Consider the following 16,674-nt stretch of genomic DNA (forward strand, 5'->3'; position numbering starts at 1 on the left):
TCCAGCGCAGGCCTCCTGAACTGCGCGGTCCGTGTAGGAGCCGGCTTGCCGGCGATGGGCTGCGCAGCAGCCCTGAAACGGTTAGGGCTAACCAATCAGATTGAACGTTTCAGCAGTCCGCCCCGTCGGTACTTCCAAGTCGTTCGCATTTGGAGGCACTACCCATGAAGTACCGCGCACTCGGCAACACTGGCCTGCTGGTTTCTGAACTGGTGGTCGGCACGGTCCCGTTCGGCGGGCGTGGCGCATTCGAGAAAACCGGCAGCGTGGACGTGGCACTGGCCCGGCGCATGTTCGACATGGCCTTCGACGCCGGGGTCAACCTGGTCGACACGGCAGACCTGTACTCCCACGGCCTGGCCGAAGAAATCGTCGGCCAGGCGCTGGGTGAGCGGCGCCAATCGGTCATCCTCGCCACCAAGGCGCGCAGCCCGATGGGGGACAACCCCAACGACAGCGGCGCTTCGCGCTATCACCTGATCCGCGCCTGCGAAGCCAGCCTCAAGCGCTTGGGCACCGACCATATCGACCTCTACCAGATCCACAACTGGGACGGCATCACGCCTGTGGAAGAGACCCTGGCCGCCCTTGAGCACCTGGTGCAAAGCGGCAAGGTGCGTTACTTCGGCACGTCCAACTACACCGCCTGGCAGATGATGAAAACCCTCGGCAGTGCGCGGCTCAACGGTTGGCAGCAGCCGGTTTCCCAGCAGATCTACTACACCCCCGAGGCCCGTGAAGCGGAGTACGAACTGCTGCCGATGGCACTCGACCAGGGCCTTGCCACGCTGGTGTGGGGGCCGCTGGGGGAGGGCTTGCTGACCGGCAAGGTGCGGCGCGGGCAACAGACGCCGGCCGGTACCCGCCAAGGCAACGATTGGCCGGAACCCTACGTGCATGACAGGGAGCGGGCCTACGACATCATCGAGGCGCTGATCGAGGTGGGGCGCCGGCATGGCTGCTCACCGGCGCGGGTGTGCCTGGCCTGGCTCAAGGACCGACCAGGCATCACCAGTGTCATCACGGCCGGGCGCACGGCCGAGCAGTTGCACGACAACCTGCAGGCGGTGGAGCTGGTGCTGACAGGCCAAGACCTTGAGCAGATCGAGCGGGTGACGCGGATCGCGCCGCAGTATCCGTACTGGCATCGCATCGCCGCGAAAATGGACCGCATCGACCCGGCGGAGGCGCCGTTCATTGCCCTGCATCGGCAAACGATGAAGCAGCACAAACCCTGACCCGCAATCAGCCCGAGGTACCGATGGCCTGAGGCATGCAGGAAAGCTCGCTTTCAAACGGCAGGTCCGGCCCGGCCCTTGAACAGGTCACCGCAGCCGCCCCAATGGCGTAGGCCAGCATCGCATCGACCGTGTCGCGCGCCAGCATCGCCACACCCATCGGGCTGTCCGCACCCAGCCGAGCCAGGCAGGCCAGCACGGCCGCCTGGAACGTATCCCCGGCCCCCACGGTGTCGCGAACCGGCAGTGAGCTGTCCGCCGGCCGGTGCCACGACCCGTGCGCACAATGCACGCTGGCACCCTCAGCCCCGTGGGTCACGAACACCAGCCGGCAGCGCTCGTTCAACCAGCCACGGGCTACCTCGCCAGCGTCGCGCCCCGGGTACAGCACCTGCAGGTCTTCCTCGCTGGCCTTGATCAAATGTGCATGCGCGGCAAACGCTTCAACGCGCCTGCGCCACAGCGCCACATCGGGCTGGGGATTCAGGCGCACGTTCGGGTCCAGGCTGATCAACCGCTGGTCGCGTTCGCGTTCCACCAGTGCCAGCAACGTGTCGGCCACGGGTGTCACCACCAGTGTGTATGACCCCACGTGCAGCCCACGTACGTTCTCATCCAGTACCGGCAGATGCTCAAGCCGCACCTGCCGGTCGGCGCAGCCTTCGCCGCGGAACTGGTACTGCGCCGAGCCGTTAGCATCCAGGCCGACCATGGCCAGGGTGGTGGGTGCATCGCTGGTCACCAGGTGCTGGCAATTTACGCCTTCTTCCTCCAGTACCCAGCGCAGGCGCGCGCCGAGGTGGTCGCTGGACAACCCGCCGAAAAAGCCTGCGGCAACGCCCAGCCTGCGCAGGCCGACGGCGACGTTGAACGGCGAGCCGCCAGCAATTGCGCTAAAGCCCAGCTCTGAGGTGCGCGGGCTGTTTGCCAGGCTGAAGACATCGAACAACGCCTCGCCACATACCAGATACATGAAGTTCTCCCAAACAGAAAAGAGTAAGGACAGTACCGCGATCAGTGCACAGGCAGGTGATCCAGGTAGCGTCTGTAGGCCACGCCGTAGGCGGCCTGTTGCGCCAGGCCGGGCAGGGTGCGGGTGCTTTCGTCCAGCTCGACGCAGCGTTCGCACAGGGCCTGCAGGCTGTCGCCGTGGCCCAGTTGGCGGCCAAGGCTCCAGGCAGCCTGGATTGCCGCCCCCAGCGCGGCGGCTTCGGTCTGGCGCGGGCACACCACTGGCAGGCCGAGCAGATTGGCCAGTACCTGGCGCCACAGCTCGCTTTTTGCCGCCCCGCCCACCAGGCGGATTTCGCTGCCCTGCAGGCCGCTGGCGCGCAGCAGGTCCAGGCCATAGCGCAGGCTGAAGCAAGTGCCTTCGAGTACGGCCCGGCACAGGTTGGCGCGGGTGAGGTTGGCGCTGGTCATGCCATGCAGGCTGGCGCTGGCAGTGGGCAGCGCGGGTACCCGTTCGCCATCGAAAAACGGCAGCATCAACAGGCCGTCGGCGCCAAGCGGCGCTTGCGCGGCGAGGGCCGTGAAGCGGGTGAGGTCAAGCTCCAGCAGGTCACGCACCAGCGCGCAGGCGTTGGTCAGGTTCATCGTGCAGATCAAGGGCAACCAGCCACCGCTGGAGGCGCAGAAGTTCGCCACCTCGCCCTTGGGGTTGAACTGGGCATGGTCGGCGTAAGCTGCCAGGGTGCCCGAGGTGCCCAGGCTGAGGGTAATCATGCCAGGGCTGATATTGCCGGTACCGATGGCGCTGAGCATGTTGTCGCCGCCGCCGATGGCCACCCAGGCGTGAGGGTTCAGCCCCAGGCCTGCGGCGGCCTGCTCGCGCAGCGGGCCGACGCAGTCGCCGGGGGCGAGCAGCTCGGGCAGTGCCGCCAGCAGGCGCTCGCCCGGTTCGATGTGTTGCAGCACATCGGTTGCCCAGGTGTTGTGGTGCACGTTGTAGTAACCGGTGCCAGACGCATCGCCCGGCTCGCTGCAGGCGCGGCCTGTCAGCCAGTAATTGAGGTAATCGTGGGGCAGCAGCACATGGGCCAGGCGGGCGAACAGGTCGGGGAAGTGCCGTTTGCTCCACAGCAGCTTGGATACGGTATAACCCGGCGCAATCACCAGCCCCAGGCGTTCGATCGAGCCCTGCGGGCCGCCGAGCGCGTTCAGCAGTGCCTGGTTTTCTGCCGTGGTTTCGGTGTCGCACCAGAGCTTGGCCGGGCGCAGCACCTGGCCTTGGGCGTCCAGCATCACCAGGCCATGCTGCTGGCCGGATACCGCCAGCGCACGGATGGCCTGGCCATCGACGCCGGCCTCATGCAGCGCGCCAGCGACTGCCGTGTGCAGGGCGGCGAGCCAGTCGGCCGGGTCCTGCTCGCGGCGCCCGTCGCGGCCCCGTGCAGGCGCGTGCGCGGCACTACCAAGGCCCAGCACCCGGCCACTGCCGGCGTCCAGCACCAGCGCCTTGGTACCCTGGGTACCGCAATCAATGCCGAGAAACAGTCCGTCCATTGCGTGTGCTCCAGGTCAGTCGCCAAGCACTCGGCGCAGCGTTTCGCTCACGCCAACCTCACACAGGCTGTCATACAGGCGCTCGAAAGCGCTGACGAAGGCACCGGAGGCGGGGATGACCGTGCCAAATATCGTTTCGTCGCCCAGCACCCGGGCAGCCAGCCCGTCACGCTGCACCACCCGTGCCTGGCATTGGGCCGCGCGTGGGTCGGGGATGGCATAGGCGCTGCCCTGTTCGTCTACCCCGCCCAGGTACAGGGCCCAGGCCGCTACCACCAGGGCCACGCGGTCCAGCGGCTGGCCCTCGGCAATCAGCTGGTTGGCGGTGGGGACGATGTACTTGGGAAACTTCGATGAGCCGTCCGAGCACACCCGCTCCAGCTGGTCGGCGATGGCGCGGTTGGCGAAGCGCTCGGTGAGGCTGTCCTTGTAGCGTTCCAGGTCGATGCCGGGCGCCGGGGCAAGTTGCGGGGTCACGTCCAGGTCCATGAACGTGCGCATGTAGCGGCGCAGCAGTGGGTCGGCAAGGGTTTCGTGGACCAGGCGGTAGCCCTGCAGGAAGCCCAGGTAGGTCAGTGCCAGGTGGCTGCCGTTGAGCAGCTTGATTTTCATTTCTTCATAGGGCGTGACGTCGTCGGTGAACTGCACACCGACCTTTTCCCAAGCCGGGCGCCCGGCTACGAATTTGTCTTCCACCACCCACTGCAGGAACGGCTCGCACACCACCGGCCAGGCATCCTCGACGCCGTGGCGCTCGAACAGTCGTTGGCGGTGGTCGCTGGTGGTCATTGGCGTGATGCGATCGACCATGGCGTTGGGGAAGCTCACGTTCTCGCCTATCCAGTGGGCCAGGTCCGGGTCGAGTAGCCGGGCAAAGGCCAGCAGGGCCTTGCGCGCGACCGCGCCATTGTGCGGAAGGTTGTCGCAGGACATCACCGTGAACGGCCCCACGCCGGCCTCGCGGCGCCGCCGCAGGGCTTCGCAGAGAAAGCCGAACACGCCTTGCGGGGCCTGCGGGTTGGCCAGATCGTGCCGGACCTGCGCCAGGTCGGCGCGAAACTCGCCGGTGCTGTCGTCGATGCAGTAGCCACCTTCGGTGATGGTCAGCGAGACGATGCGGACGCCGGGCTCGGCCAGTTTGGCCAGCAGCGCTTGGGCATCGTCCTCGGCCAAGAGCATGTCATTGAGGGCACCGATCACCCGCACTTCGGTGTCGGGTCGGTCGTCCAGCACGAACAGGGTGTACAGGTAGCCCTGCGCCGCCAGGGCGTCGCGCATGGCGCGGTCTTCGCTGCGCAGGCCGGCGCCGCAGATGGCCCAGTCCAGGCCTTCGCCGCGGTTCATCAGGGCGTCGGTGTAGGCCGCCTGATGGGCACGGTGAAACCCACCTACGCCAATGTGCACGATGCCCTGGCGCAGCTGCGAGGGCGCGTAGGAAGGGCGGGCGACCGTGGGCGCCAGCAGGTCGAGGTGGTGCGGGTCGAGTTTCATCGTGTACGTCCTCAGGCCGCTTGCTGCAGGCGTTTGTCCAGGGCTTGGCCGTTGCTGTCGAACAGGTGGCAGTGGCCTGGGTCGAAGGCCAGTTCCAGGGGCTCGCCGAAGGCCGGCGCAAAGTCGCCGCGCACCCGTACGGTGAGCATTTCCCCGGAGCCGGCACGTACATGGCAGTAGCTGTCACTGCCCAGGCGCTCACTGACGTCGGCGGTCACCTGCAGCAAGCCGGGTGTGCCGTGCCCGGCGCTGGCGATGTTCAGGTGCTCCGGGCGGATGCCCAGCGTCACGGGGCTGCCAGCGGGCAGGCCGTCTGTGCACAGTGCCAGGCTGACACGGGCGCCGCATTCAAGGGTGACCTCGCACGATGTGCCCTGGCTGTGGCTCACGTGGCCGCGCAAAAAGCCCATTTTCGGGGTGCCGAGAAAGCCTGCGACGAACAGGTTGGCCGGGTGGTGGTACAGCTCAAGCGGCGAGCCGACCTGCTCGATGCGCCCGCCGTTGAGCACCACCACCTTGTCGGCCAGGGTCATCGCTTCGACCTGGTCGTGGGTCACGTAGATCATGGTTGCAGCCAGCTCCTGGTGCAGGCGCGCAAGCTCCAGGCGCATCTGCACGCGCAGGGCGGCGTCAAGGTTCGACAGCGGCTCGTCGAACAGGAAAATCTTTGGGTTGCGCACGATCGCCCGGCCGATCGCCACCCGCTGGCGCTGGCCACCAGACAGTTGGCGGGGTTTGCGTTCAAGCAGCGGTTGCAGTTCGAGGATGCGCGCGGCGTTGTCGACTTTGGCCTGCACCTCACGCTTGTCCACGCCGGCCAGGTCCAGGGCGAACGACAGGTTCTTGCGTACGGTCATGTGCGGGTAGAGCGCGTAGGTCTGGAACACCATGGCCAGGTCGCGTTTGGCCGGGGCGGTGTCAGTGATGTCGACGCCGTCCAGGGTGATGTGGCCGCCGCTGACCTCCTCAAGGCCGGCGATCAGCCGCAGCAGTGTCGACTTGCCACACCCGGACGGGCCGACGAACACCACGAACTCACGGTCGCGCACCTCCAGGTCGATGCCCTTGATGATGGCGTGGCCATCGAAGCCTTTGTGCAGGTTGCGGATCTTCAGGTCAGCCATGGCGAATGTCCTCTGCGGCGGCCCGCAATAGGGGTGATTGAGCAGGTGTCGTGTGGGGGCGGTTCATTTCACGGCGCCGAACGAAAGGCCGCGCACCAGCTGCTTCTGGCTGATCCAGCCGAAAATCAGGATGGGCGCGCAGGCCAGGGTCGAGACGGCCGAGAGCTTGGCCCAGAACAGCCCCTCCGGGCTTGAGTAGGAAGCCACCAGCGCGGTCAGTGGGGCGGCAGCCGAAGAGGTCAGGTTGAGCGACCAGAACGCCTCGTTCCAGCACAGGATCAACGACAGCAGCACGGTCGAGGCCAGCCCGCCGCGAGCGATCGGCAGCAACACGCGGACGATTTCCTGCCAGGTGCCGGCACCGTCCAGGCGCGCGGCTTCAAGGATGTCCACCGGGATGTCCTTGAAGTAGGTGTACACCATCCACACCACGATCGGCAGGTTGATCAGGGTGTAGACGATGATCAGCGCCAGGCGCGAGTCGAGCAGGCCGAACTGTTTGGCCAGCAGGTAGATCGGCATCAGCACGCCCACCGGCGGCAGCATCTTGGTCGACAGCATCCACAGCAGCGTGCGCTTGGTATGGCGGGTTTCGAAAAAGGCCATGGAGTAGGCCGCCGGCACTGCGACAAGCATGCACAGCGCGGTCGCCGAGAAGGCGATCAGCACCGAATTCCAGGCGTAGGCGAAGTAGTCGCTGCGCTCGTTGATGTGCAGGTAGTTTTCCAGCGTTGGCGCGAAGATGAACTGTGGCGGTGTGGCGAAGGCGTCGAGCTCGGTCTTGAAGCTGGTCAGCAGCATCCAGAAGATCGGGAAGAAGATCACCAGGGCGATGCCCCAGCACAGCAGGCCGATCAATGCGTCGCGCAGGCGGCGGGTTTGCTTGAGTGGCAGCATGGCGGGCTCCTCAGCGGCGCTCGGTCAGGTTTTTGCCGATCATCCGTATCAGCACGATGGCGGCGATGTTGGCGATCAGCACGGCGATCAGGCCGCCGGCCGAGGCCATGCCGACGTCGAACTGCAGCAGCGCCTGGTTGTAGATCAGGTAGGCGAGGTTGGTGGACGCATAGCCCGGCCCGCCGCTGGTGGTGGTGAAGATTTCGGCGAACACCGACAGCAGGAAGATGGTCTCGATCATCACCACCACGGCAATCGGGCGGGCCAGATGCGGCAGGGTCAGGTGCCAGAAGATCGCCAGCGGCCCGGCGCCATCCAGGCGCGCGGCTTCTTTCTGTTCCAGGTCCTGCGACTGCATGGCGGTCATCAGGATCAGGATGGCGAACGGTAGCCACTGCCAGGAGACGATCAGGATGATCGACAGCAGCGGGTAGTGCGCCAGCCAGTCCACCGGCTGCGCGCCGAACAGCCGCCACACGGCCGCGAGGATGCCCGACACCGGGTGCAATATCAGGTTCTTCCACAGCAGCGCGCTGACCGTGGGCATGATGAAGAACGGTGAAATCAGCAGCACCCGTACCACGCCGCGCCCCCAGAACTCGCCGGCCTCCAGCAGCGCCGCGATGAGCACGCCGAACACCACGCTGATCGCCAGCACGCTGCCGACCAGGGTCAGAGTGTTCAGGGCGCCGGGCATGAAGCCTGGGTCGGTGACGAAGTACGCGAAGTTCTCCAGGCCTACGTACGCATTTTCGCCCGGGTACAGCAGGTTGTAGCGGATCAGCGAAAAATACAGGGTCATGCCCAAGGGTACGACCATCCACAACAGCAGCAGCGCCACCGAAGGGCTGACCAGGAACCAGCCCGGGCCGACGCGGCGTTTGCCGGGGCGTGCGGTGGCGAGGGTCGGGGTATCGAGGGCCGAAGTGTCCATGGCGACTCCGTGTGCAGCGAAAAGGGCGGACGGCAGCCGTCACCGCGCCAGGCGTTGGCGCGGCTCAGGCCACGGGTGGGCTACTTGGGATAACCGGCGCGCTTCATCTCGCGTTCGGTGGACTGCTGGGCGGCGGCAAGCACCTGGTCGACCTTCATCTGCCCGGTCAGGGCGGCGGAGAACAGCTTGCCGACCTGCGTCCCAATGGCCTGGAACTCGGGGATGGTCACCAACTGAATACCCACGTACGGCACGGGCTTGAGCGTGGGGTGGTTGGGGTCAACGCGCTTGAGCGATTCCAGCGTCACCTTGGCGAACGGCGCTGCGGCCAGGTAGGCGTCGCTGTAGGTAGAGGCGCGGGTGCCTGGTGGCACGTTGGCCACGCCTTCCTTGTCGGCCACCAGCTTGCCGTAGGCTTCGGACGTGGCCCAGGTGCTGAAGGCCTTCGCCGCGTCCTTGGCCTTGGAACTGCTGGGGATGGCCAGCGCCCAGGAATACAGCCACGAGGCGCCCTTGTCGGTGACCTCTTTTGGCGCAAAGGTGAAGCCGACCTGGTCGGCGACCTTGCTCTGGGTCTTGTCGGTGACGAACGAGCCGGCAACGCTGGCATCGACCCACATCGCGCACTTGCCGCTGTTGAACAGTGCCAGGTTTTCGTTGAAGCCGTTGCTCGACGCGCCTGGCGGGCCGTACTGCTTCAAGGTGTCGACGTAGAAGTTCAGCGCGTTCTTCCACGCGCTGCCGGTGAATTCCGGCTGCCACTGTTCGTTGAACCAGCGTGCGCCAAAGGCATTGGCCACGGTGCCGATCAGCGCCATGTTCTCGCCCCAGCCGGCCTTGCCGCGCAGGCAGATGCCGTACTGGCCCTGGTCGGGGTGGTGGAGTTTGGCGGCAAATTCACCCAGCTGGGTCCAGGTCGGTTGCTCGGGCATGCTCAGCCCAGCGTTCTGGAACAGGTCCTTGCGGTAGTAGGTGATCGAGGCTTCGGCGTAGAAGGGCAGGGCGTACAGCGTACCGTTGGCCGACAAGCCATTGCGCACAGACGGGAACACGTCGTCGAGGTTGTAATCGGCCGACAGGTCCTTCATCGGCTCCAGCCAGCCTTTGGCGCCCCACAGTGCGGCTTCGTACATGCCGATGGTCAGTACGTCGAACTGCCCGCCCTGGGTGGCGATGTCGGTAGTCAGGCGCTGGCGCAGCACGTTTTCTTCAAGCACGACCCACTTGAGCCTGATGTCCGGGTGCTGCTCTTCGAACACCTTGGCCAGGCGCTGCATGCGGATCATGTCGTTGTTGTTGACCGTGGCGATGGTCAGCGTTTCGGCGCCCTGGGCCATTAGCGGCAGGCTGAGGCAGGCGGCGGCCAGGCAGGCCTTGATCGCGTCGTTCATCTATGAACTCCCTTACCGGGCCGGCTGACGGCACGGAAGACATTATTATTTTTGTGTCGCTGGCGCTGATTACACCCCCGCGTGGCGCTGCCGACAAAGCTTGGGCTGCACGCTGGCTGATACTTTTTTGCAGTTGTTGCGCTCAGTGATGGTTCTGCTCGGTCAGCCGCTGGATCACCAGGCTGCGATAGTCGGAGGGGGTCATGCCTTTGAGCTGTTGAAAGCGCCGGTTGAAATTGGACAGGTTGCTGAAGCCTGATTCGAAGCACACCCCGGTCACCGGCAGGTCGCTTTTGGCCAGCAGTTCGCAGGCCTTGCTGACCCGCAGGCGGTTGACGAACTCGACAAAACCCCGCCCTGCCGCCTGTTTGAAGAAGCGTGAGAAGTAGGTGGGGGTCATGCCCAGGTGCTCGGCCACTTCGTTCTGGGTCAAGTCCTGGGCGTAGTGCTGGAAGATGTAGTTCACCGCCCGGTTGATGCGCTCGACGTTGTGCTCGTCAGCCAGGTGCGAGGAGGTGACCGTGGACAACAACTGGTAGTCCTCGCAGCCGGCCAGCTGCTCCATGAGGATAAAAAAGTATCCAAGGCGGGTCATGCCGCGGCTGTGCGCGATGCGTTGCAACAATCGGCGGCTCTCGGCGATCAGCGCGGGGTCACGGAACTCGATGCCGTAGTGTGCGCGGGCCAGCAACGGGCTGAGCTGGTGCAGTTCAGAAAATGCCCGGCTGCCGCTGTGCAGAACCTCGTCCGTGAAATTGACCAGCATGTCGCGCTGGCTGAATACCTCCCCGGGGCCGGCCTGGCTGATCCAGTTGTGCGGCAGGTTGGGCCCTGTGAGGAACAGCGTGTTCGGCGCGAAGCTGCCGATGTAGTCGCCGATGAACACTTTGCCGGCGCTGGCCACGATCAGGTGCAGTTCGTATTCCTTGTGGAAATGCCAGCGCACCAGCGGGCTGGGAAAGCCATGCTGGCGGTAGATCAGAGAGTCGCCCTCGTGATCGTCCATCAACTCGTAGGACGGGTCGCTGACTTTGCTCGTTCTGGGCATGGCGCTGCTGGGCTCCGAAGGACGAAGTACCATCGTAGCCTGAACAGGGCAGGTGTCACAGGGCGCCAAGCGCGCCCGCGCTTGCGGTAAGATGCACGCTTCTGTCTCTGGAACCTCCCTGGATGAGCAAGCCCGGTCAAATGGTGCTGATCGCGTTACGCAAGATGATCGCCTCGGGCGAACTGGCGGCTGGCGCGCGGCTGATGGAAGTGCCTACCGCCGAACGGTTCGGCGTCTCACGCATGCCCGTACGCATGGCGTTTCGTACCCTAGAGCAGGAGGGCCTGCTGGTGCGTTGCGGCGGCCGTGGCTTCCAGGTGCGTTCGGTCAGCGCCGACGACATTGCCGGCGCGGTGGAGGTGCGCGGTGTGCTCGAAGGCCTGGCTGCCCGCCAGGCCGCTGAGCGCGGCCTGCTGCCCGCGGCGCGCGAGGCGCTGCAGCGCTGCCTGGTCGAAGGCGACCTGTTGTTCGACAAGGGGTATGTGACCGAGGAAGACTTGCACGCCTATCACGACCTGAACATGCGCTTTCACCAGGTGATCGTCGAGGCCAGCCACAACCCGGCCATCGCCGATGCCCTGGCGCGCAACGACCACTTGCCGTTCGCTTCGGTCACTGCGCTGGCGGTGGACCGTCACGACCTGGCCCGTGAATTCCGGCGCTTCAACTTCGCGCACATGCAGCACCATGCGGTGTTCGATGCGCTCACCCACGGCCAGGGTGCCCGCGCCGAGGCGATCATGCGCGAACATGCCAATGCCACGTTGCGCTATGCCGAAACCTTTGGCGCGGCCACGGCGGACGAGGGCATGAAGGTGATCCTGCCCTCGTCCTGAGGCGTTTTACAGGTCCAGTACCAGCAGGGGCGTCTTCGCCCGCGAACAGCACGGCGTGAACTGGTCGTTCAGGGCCTGTTCCTGTTCCGTGAGGAACAGGTCGCGGTGCTCTGGCGTGCCCTGCAGCACACGCGTCAGGCAGGTGCCGCAAATACCCTGTTCACAGGAGACGGCGATCTCGATGCCGTGGCGTTCCAGCACCTGCACCACGCTCTGGTCGGCCGGCACCTCGAACACTTGGCCGGTGCTGCCTACCTGCACCGAGAAGCTGCCGTCGTCGCTGTTTGCAACCGGCGCTGCGGCGAAGTACTCGCGGTGCAGGTTGGCCTGCTGCCACCCCAGCTGCTTGGCAGTGTCCAGCACGTGCTGCATGAAGCCGCCAGGCCCGCACACGTAAAGGTGCACATCGCCCTGCGGGCTGCCCAGCACTTGGGCGATGTCCAGGGCGGTCTCCGGCTGCTCGTCAAAATGTACGAACAGGCGGTCAGCGAAGGGTGCGGCGCTCAGGCGCTCGACAAAGGCTGCGCGGTCGCTTGAACGGGCGCAGTAGTGCAATTCGAAATCGTCGCCGTTGCAGGCCAGTTGCTCCGCCATGCACAGCAGGGGCGTGATGCCGATGCCACCGGCGAACAGCAGGCTGCGCCGGGCGCCCTGGGCCAGCGGGAACAGGTTGCGCGGGGCGCTGATGCGCAGGCGGTGGCCAGCCTGCACCTGCTGGTGAAGGCTGCGCGAACCGCCGCGTGAGGCGGGGTCGTTGAGCACGCCGATCAGGTAGCGGTGGCGTTCTGCAGGGTGGTTGCACAGGGAATACTGGCGCACCAGCCCGTCCGGCAGGTGCACATCGATGTGCGCGCCGGCGCTGAAGGGCGGCAATGGGCTGCCATCGGCGGCCGCCAGCTCGAAGCTGCAGATGCCCAGGGCTTCGTCGTTGCGGGATACCACTACGGCATCGATCATGGCGCGGGCTCCTCAGGCGGGGGTGGTGTGGGTGGCGATCACGTGCGGTTGGGGCGCGTGCTCTTTGGCGATAAGCCGCTCCAGCACCTTGCGCGCCTGTACGCCGCCGGCGTCGATGTTGAGCTTGAGCAGGTTGCGCTCGGGGTAGGCGAGCAGGTTCTGCTGCTGGCGTTCGAGCATTTCCAGGTCTTCGCTGAAAATCTTGCCCTGGCCTTCGCGGATGCTCGCGGTCAGGGCCTGATCGTGGGCGGCAAAATTGCGCGCCATGCCCCAGAAGTACCAGATCGAGGTGTCGCTCTCGGGGGTGATGAAATCGACCACGATGCTCGAGGCCTTGTGCTCGGCCGGGGCGTGGTAGCCGCCGTGGCCGGCATGGGCCACGCCCACCTCGATCAGTACATGGCTGGGCGGGGTGAAGCGGCAGATCTGCCAGCGGTCCACCGGCACATCGTCGGCCAGGCCGTTGCCGCGCAGGGCCATGCGCCAGAAGGGCGGCGGCATGATGTTTTCCATGTGCCGGGCGGTGACCACTTCGTCGCCGCTCACCGTGGTGGCCGGGGGCGCCTCGTCGATTTCCTTCTGGCCGATGCTGGAGGCGTGCACATAGGTTTCATGGGTGAGGTCCATGAGGTTGTCGATCATCAGGCGGTAATCGCAACCGATGTGGAACAACCCGCCGCCATAGGCCCATTCGTCGCTGGCCGCCCACGGCAGGTGCGGGATCAGTGCCGGGTCAGCCTGGGCCTGGTCACCGGGCCAGACCCAGATGAAGCCATGGCGCTCGACCACGGCGAAGGCTTTGTTGCAGGGGAAGCCCCGCACCCGTTGGCCCGGCATGGCGACGGTCTTGCCATCACAGCCCATGACCAGCCCGTGGTAGCCGCACACCAGGTTGCCGTTTTCGACAAAGCCCAGCGACAAGGGCGCGCCGCGGTGCGGGCAAAAGTCTTCTACGGCGGCGACGCGGTTTTCGTTGGCGCGGTAAAACACGATCTTTTCCCCGCAAATCTGCCGGCCCAAGGGCTTCTCGGCGATTTCGTCAGGGGTGCAGGCGACGTACCAGGTATTTTTCGGGTACATGGAGGACCTCCGATTGTTGTTGTTATCTAATGGATCCATTAAGACCTGATCTGAAAGGCTGGTCAATGGTATATCCCAACAAAAATTGGAGGTCTTGCGATTATCGTGCGTCTAATGGATCCATTTAATGGTTTGCGGATGAATGGCCCTATTCCTTGTAAATTTTCGTCAGCAGCCGCAGCAGCTCCGTGCGCTCGGCTTCTTCAAGGCTGCCAGTAGCCTCCCGATCGCTGTCGCTGGCGATCTGTTTGAGCTCCTTGAGCATCGCTTCGCCCGACTTGCTCAAGAAAATCCCGTAAGAGCGCTTGTCCGGCTTGCACCGCACACGCACGGCCAGCGCACGCTCTTCCAGTTTGTTCAGCAGCGGCACCACCTGCGGCGGCTCGATCGCCAGGGCACGCGCCAGGTCCGCCTGCATCAGGCCAGGGTTCTGCTCGATGATCGCCAGCGCAGAGAACTGCGCCGGGCGCAGGTCGTAGGCCGCCAGCCGGCTGATCAGGTGCTGGAACAGCTTCAGCTGGGCGCGGCGCAACGCGTAACCGAGCAGGTCCTCAAGGACCGTGTCGCCAGGGGGCGTGGGCAGGGAAGCGGTGTCGTCGGTTCGGGCAGACCTTGCCATCGGATTGCATGCTCCTGTGTCATGAGTAAGAAAGTTACCCAGTTTGCCTGCGCTGGCTCAATCCGGCTAGTGAAGCTCAGGCTAAAAAGCTTCTCAACCGGCTGGAAGGCAAAGATAATTTTCATAATAGTTAATTGACATAACTAATTTGCCGGATTAGTTTGATGGTCACCACCTCGAACAACAAGAGTGCAGAACCATGAGCAAATACGAAGGCCGCTGGACCACCGTGAAGGTCGAACTGGAGTCGGGCATCGCCTGGGTAACCCTCAACCGCCCGGAAAAACGCAATGCCATGAGCCCCACCCTGAACCGGGAAATGGTCGACGTGCTGGAAACCCTGGAGCAGGACGCCGACGCCGGGGTGCTGGTGCTGACCGGGGCCGGTGAGTCGTGGACTGCAGGCATGGACCTGAAGGAATACTTCCGCGAGGTCGACGCCGGTCCCGAAATCCTTCAGGAAAAAATCCGCCGTGAAGCCTCGCAATGGCAATGGAAGCTGCTGCGCATGTACGCCAAGCCGACCATCGCCATGGTCAACGGCTGGTGCTTCGGCGGCGGTTTCAGCCCGCTGGTGGCCTGCGACCTGGCCATCTGCGCCGACGAGGCCACCTTCGGCCTGTCGGAAATCAACTGGGGCATCCCGCCCGGCAACCTGGTCAGCAAGGCGATGGCCGATACCGTTGGCCATCGCCAGTCGCTGTACTACATCATGACTGGCAAGACCTTCGGCGGTGCCAAAGCCGCCGAGATGGGCCTGGTCAACGAGAGCGTACCGCTGGCCCAGCTGCGCGAGACGACCCGCGAGCTGGCGCTGAACTTGCTCGAGAAGAACCCGGTGGTGCTGCGTGCAGCCAAGAACGGCTTCAAGCGTTGCCGCGAACTGACCTGGGAGCAGAACGAAGACTACCTCTACGCCAAACTCGACCAGTCCCGCCTGCTGGACACCGAGGGCGGTCGCGAGCAGGGCATGAAGCAGTTCCTCGACGACAAGTCCATCAAGCCGGGCCTGCAGGCTTACAAACGCTGAGGGCCGGGGCGGGCTGTGCCGCCACTGGCCACAGCCTGCGGATATTTCTCTACAACCACAACAAGAGGGATGAGCATGTTGCAGGTGCCTTTGCTGATTGGCGGGCAGTCGCGCCCCGCCAGCGATGGACGAACCTTCCAGCGCTGCAACCCGGTCACCGGTGAGGTGGTGTCGCAAGCCGCTGCCGCCACGCTGGCCGATGCCGATGCTGCGGTGGCCGCCGCCAGCGCAGCGTTCCCGGCCTGGGCCGCGCTGGCGCCCGGTGAGCGGCGCAGCCGCTTGCTGGCCGGCGCCGACCTGTTGCAGGCGCGTGCTGCCGAGTTCATCGCCGCGGCCGGCGAAACCGGGGCCATGGCCAACTGGTATGGCTTCAACGTGAAGCTGGCCGCCAACATGCTGCGCGAAGCTGCGGCCATGACCACGCAGATTACCGGTGAGGTCATCCCCTCGGATGTACCCGGCAGCTTTGCCATGGCCCTGCGCGCCCCTTGCGGTGTGGTGCTGGGCATCGCACCGTGGAACGCCCCGGTGATCCTCGCCACGCGGGCCATCGCCATGCCGCTGGCCTGTGGCAACACCGTGGTGCTCAAGGCCTCCGAGGTCAGCCCGGCGGTGCACCGATTGATCGGCCAGGTGCTCCACGATGCAGGCTTGGGCGAAGGCGTGGTCAATGTGATCAGCAATGACCCTGCCGATGCGCCCGCCATCGTCGAGCGGCTGATCGCCAACCCTGCGGTGCGCCGCGTCAATTTCACCGGCTCCACCCAAGTGGGGCGCATTGTCGGCGAGCTGGCTGCACGGCACCTGAAGCCTGCCTTGCTCGAACTGGGCGGCAAGGCGCCGCTGTTGGTGCTCGATGACGCCGACTTGGACGCCGCCGTCGAAGCTGCAGCGTTTGGGGCCTACTTCAACCAGGGCCAGATCTGCATGTCCACCGAGCGCCTGGTGGTCGACAACCGCATCGCCGACACCTTCGTCGACAAGCTGGCGGCCAAGGTCGGCGGGCTGCGCGCAGGTGACCCGCAGGCCAGCACGTCGGTGCTCGGTTCGCTGGTCAGCGGTGCGGCCGGCGAGCGCATCAAGGCGCTGATCGACGATGCCGTGGCCAAGGGCGCACGCCTGGTGTGCGGCGGCCAGCTGGACGGCAGCATTTTGCAGCCCACCCTGTTGGACAACGTCGACGCAAGCATGCGCCTGTACCACGAAGAGTCCTTCGGGCCGGTGGCAGTGGTGCTGCGCGCCGAGGGCGATGAAGCCTTGCTGACGCTGGCCAACGACTCCGAGTTTGGTTTGTCGTCGGCCATCTTCAGCCGCGACACCAGCCGTGCGCTGGCCTTGGCCCAGCGTGTGGAGTCGGGTATCTGCCATATCAACGGCCCGACCGTGCATGACGAGGCGCAGATGCCCTTCGGTGGGGTCAAGGCCAGCGGCTACGGCAGCTTCGGCAGCCGCACCGCCATCGATCAATTCACCCAGCTGCGCTGGGTCACCCTCCAGCACGGCCCCAGGCATTACCCCATCTAG

General features: G+C 65.2%; 15 protein-coding genes. 4 read left to right on the forward strand and 11 right to left on the reverse strand.

The window, feature by feature from the left end:
- The first annotated feature begins 164 nt into the window (after positions 1–164).
- Positions 165–1,238, forward strand: a complete 1,074-nt coding sequence (locus tag ACEWE8_RS05565; protein WP_012313923.1) for an aldo/keto reductase — start codon at positions 165–167, stop codon at positions 1,236–1,238.
- A gap of 7 nt (positions 1,239–1,245) precedes the next feature.
- Here ACEWE8_RS05565 and ACEWE8_RS05570 read toward each other — a convergent pair whose 3' ends face one another.
- The 8 genes from ACEWE8_RS05570 to ACEWE8_RS05605 all read right to left on the reverse strand — a co-directional run bounded on the left by ACEWE8_RS05570 (position 1,246) and on the right by ACEWE8_RS05605 (position 10,628).
- Entirely contained in the window at positions 1,246–2,211 is a 966-nt protein-coding gene (locus tag ACEWE8_RS05570) for a carbohydrate kinase (protein ID WP_046785653.1), read from the reverse strand.
- A gap of 41 nt (positions 2,212–2,252) precedes the next feature.
- A complete protein-coding gene (gene xylB / locus ACEWE8_RS05575) occupies positions 2,253–3,743 on the reverse strand; it encodes a xylulokinase (RefSeq protein WP_052750412.1) in 1,491 nt (496 codons plus the stop codon).
- A 15-nt stretch (positions 3,744–3,758) separates the two neighbouring features.
- Entirely contained in the window at positions 3,759–5,234 is a 1,476-nt protein-coding gene (locus ACEWE8_RS05580) for a mannitol dehydrogenase family protein (protein ID WP_046785652.1), read from the reverse strand.
- A gap of 11 nt (positions 5,235–5,245) precedes the next feature.
- Positions 5,246–6,358: an ABC transporter ATP-binding protein gene (locus ACEWE8_RS05585; protein ID WP_046785651.1), complete on the reverse strand. Its 1,113-nt coding sequence runs from the start codon at positions 6,356–6,358 to the stop codon at positions 5,246–5,248.
- A 63-nt stretch (positions 6,359–6,421) separates the two neighbouring features.
- Positions 6,422–7,255: a carbohydrate ABC transporter permease gene (locus ACEWE8_RS05590; RefSeq protein WP_012313928.1), complete on the reverse strand. Its 834-nt coding sequence runs from the start codon at positions 7,253–7,255 to the stop codon at positions 6,422–6,424.
- Between the two features lie 10 nt (positions 7,256–7,265).
- A complete protein-coding gene (locus ACEWE8_RS05595; RefSeq protein ID WP_046785650.1) occupies positions 7,266–8,189 on the reverse strand; it encodes a carbohydrate ABC transporter permease in 924 nt (307 codons plus the stop codon).
- Between the two features lie 80 nt (positions 8,190–8,269).
- Complete coding sequence (locus ACEWE8_RS05600) at positions 8,270–9,580, reverse strand: sugar ABC transporter substrate-binding protein (protein ID WP_046785649.1); 1,311 nt, start codon at positions 9,578–9,580, stop codon at positions 8,270–8,272.
- A gap of 142 nt (positions 9,581–9,722) precedes the next feature.
- On the reverse strand, positions 9,723–10,628 hold the full coding sequence (locus ACEWE8_RS05605) for an AraC family transcriptional regulator (RefSeq protein WP_046785648.1): 906 nt from the start codon (positions 10,626–10,628) through the stop codon (positions 9,723–9,725).
- 122 nt (positions 10,629–10,750) lie between these two features.
- On the opposite strand from ACEWE8_RS05605, the gene ACEWE8_RS05610 reads away from it, so the two are divergent.
- Entirely contained in the window at positions 10,751–11,464 is a 714-nt protein-coding gene (locus ACEWE8_RS05610) for a GntR family transcriptional regulator (RefSeq protein ID WP_174141723.1), read from the forward strand.
- Positions 11,465–11,470: 6 nt separating this feature from the next.
- Here ACEWE8_RS05610 and ACEWE8_RS05615 read toward each other — a convergent pair whose 3' ends face one another.
- From ACEWE8_RS05615 to ACEWE8_RS05625, 3 genes are all read right to left on the reverse strand, one after another.
- A complete protein-coding gene (locus ACEWE8_RS05615) occupies positions 11,471–12,421 on the reverse strand; it encodes a PDR/VanB family oxidoreductase (protein ID WP_046785646.1) in 951 nt (316 codons plus the stop codon).
- A gap of 12 nt (positions 12,422–12,433) precedes the next feature.
- Complete coding sequence (locus ACEWE8_RS05620; protein WP_046785645.1) at positions 12,434–13,501, reverse strand: aromatic ring-hydroxylating dioxygenase subunit alpha; 1,068 nt, start codon at positions 13,499–13,501, stop codon at positions 12,434–12,436.
- 148 nt (positions 13,502–13,649) lie between these two features.
- Positions 13,650–14,120 carry a MarR family winged helix-turn-helix transcriptional regulator gene (locus ACEWE8_RS05625; protein WP_046785644.1) on the reverse strand — a complete coding sequence of 157 codons (471 nt, stop codon included), beginning with the start codon at positions 14,118–14,120 and terminating at the stop codon, positions 13,650–13,652.
- Positions 14,121–14,319: 199 nt separating this feature from the next.
- Between ACEWE8_RS05625 and ACEWE8_RS05630 the strand changes: the two genes are divergently transcribed.
- On the forward strand, positions 14,320–15,150 hold the full coding sequence (locus ACEWE8_RS05630; protein ID WP_046785643.1) for a p-hydroxycinnamoyl CoA hydratase/lyase: 831 nt from the start codon (positions 14,320–14,322) through the stop codon (positions 15,148–15,150).
- Positions 15,151–15,225: 75 nt separating this feature from the next.
- Positions 15,226–16,674: an aldehyde dehydrogenase gene (locus ACEWE8_RS05635; protein ID WP_012313937.1), complete on the forward strand. Its 1,449-nt coding sequence runs from the start codon at positions 15,226–15,228 to the stop codon at positions 16,672–16,674.

It is taken from the genome of Pseudomonas sp. TR47 (assembly GCF_044143025.1).
Taxonomy (GTDB): Bacteria; Pseudomonadota; Gammaproteobacteria; order Pseudomonadales; family Pseudomonadaceae; genus Aquipseudomonas; species Aquipseudomonas putida_E.